Source organism: Spirillospora sp. NPDC049652 (assembly GCF_040675125.1).
Lineage (GTDB): Bacteria > Actinomycetota > Actinomycetes > Streptosporangiales > Streptosporangiaceae > Spirillospora.
Genome location: NZ_JBFAOF010001337.1, coordinates 1 through 1,543, shown reverse-complemented (window position 1 = coordinate 1,543; position 1,543 = coordinate 1). Strand labels below are relative to the sequence as shown.

2 protein-coding genes are annotated in these 1,543 nt (G+C 75.6%); both read left to right on the top strand.

Going from position 1 to position 1,543, the window contains the following annotated elements; translation table 11 throughout:
- The first annotated feature begins 123 nt into the window (after window positions 1-123).
- Entirely contained in the window at window positions 124-969 is an 846-nt protein-coding gene (locus tag AB0J52_RS39975; protein WP_500188376.1) for a hypothetical protein, read from the top strand.
- A gap of 347 nt (window positions 970-1,316) precedes the next feature.
- A partial coding sequence (locus AB0J52_RS39970; RefSeq protein WP_500188374.1) for a hypothetical protein occupies window positions 1,317-1,543 on the top strand: 227 nt, incomplete at its 3' end.

Sequence of the window (1,543 nt, the reverse complement as noted above, 5' to 3'; positions counted from 1 at the left end):
GCCCGGTGCCGGGCCCGGTGCTGCGCCCGCTGCTGTGCCGGGTGCCGCGCCGGGGCGGGGTGTAGCGACCGGAAACGCCCTTTTGTGCGCGCGTGGGCGGCTGGAACGATAGGCTCCCGCACTGTGATCGAGGCTCGTGACTCAGGCGCATCCCCGGGACCGTCCCCCTCCGGATCTCCGTCCGGCACCAAGACCGGCGGACGGGATTTCTGGCCGGCCGACCCCCAGGGGGACGGCAAGGGGCAGAAGGGGCTGAACCCGAAGATCCTCATCGGCGGCGCGGTCGCCCTGGCCGTGGCGGTCGCGGCCGTGGTCGGCGTCGTGCTGGTGTCCGGCGGGGACAAGAAGTCCGGCGGGGCCGCGCCGGCGGCGCAGCAGCTGCTCCCGACCGCCTTCACCCCGTGGGCCCCCGAGAAGGAGATGGCCCGGCTCGCCGACCGGCAGCGCGACGCGCGGCCGGTCACCGAGGGCGAGGTCTTCCCCTCGGACGTCAAGACGGTGTCCTACAAGAAGTACTCCTTCACGCTCGCCGGGACGAACCTGACCGCCGACTGCAAGCAGGCGACCTGGGGCCCGCGGCTCCAGGACGACCTGGCGAAGTTCCAGTGCTCGCAGGTCGCGCGCGGCGCGTACGTGAGCCAGGACAAGCAGCACGTCGGCCAGTTCGCGGTGCTGAACCTGGCGAGCCAGGACGGCGCGCAGCAGGTCGTCCGCGACCTGGACCCGGCGACCAACGCGGGCTTCGTCCGGGCGCTCAACCCGGACGGCGCGACCGCCTTCCACAGCGGGTTCAGCGCCGCCTACGCGCACACCTACGGCCACTTCGTGGTCGTGTCGTGGGTGCAGCGGGCCGGCGGCGCGCAGCCCGCGAACCTCTCCGAGCTGGTGGATCTCAGCCTCGCGGTGGAGAAGCCCGCCGACTTCGTCTGGGGCCGTCTGGAGATGGCCGGGAACAACGCGAAGCCATGAACCGCCCCGCCGCCCGGTCCCGCGCCTCGGCCCGGGCCGAAGCCCAGCCTCAGGGACGTCCGCCCCGCGGCGACCGCCCGCGAGGCGGCGGCCCGCGCGGTGATCACCCGGGTGGCGACCACCCGCGCGGTGACCGTCCGCGAGATGACCGCCCCCGGGGCGACCATCCGCAGGGGAACCGGCGGCGTGGCGATCGTCCGCCGGGCGACCACCCGAGAGGGGATCGTTTGCGCGGGGGCCGCGCCGGTGAGAGCGCCTCCCACCCGGCCGGGCCGGGAGGGGCGGGGCGGCCGAACGGCAGGCGCGGCCCCAGCGCCCGGACGTACTTCGGGTGGGCGGTCGGGCTCGTGCTGCTGCTCCTGGTCGGGGTCGCGGCGCTGGTCGTCGGGACGCACGACACCCGGACCCGGAGCGGCGATCAGGGCACCGGGTCGTCGGGGGCGGCCGCGCCCACCGGCATGACGCCCTCCACCTACTCCAGCTCGCCGTCCGGCCGCGCCTACGCGGGGATCGAGAAGCGGGCGGCGGACGCGGCGCCGCTGACCGCGGCGACCCCCTCGACTCGGCGGACGCG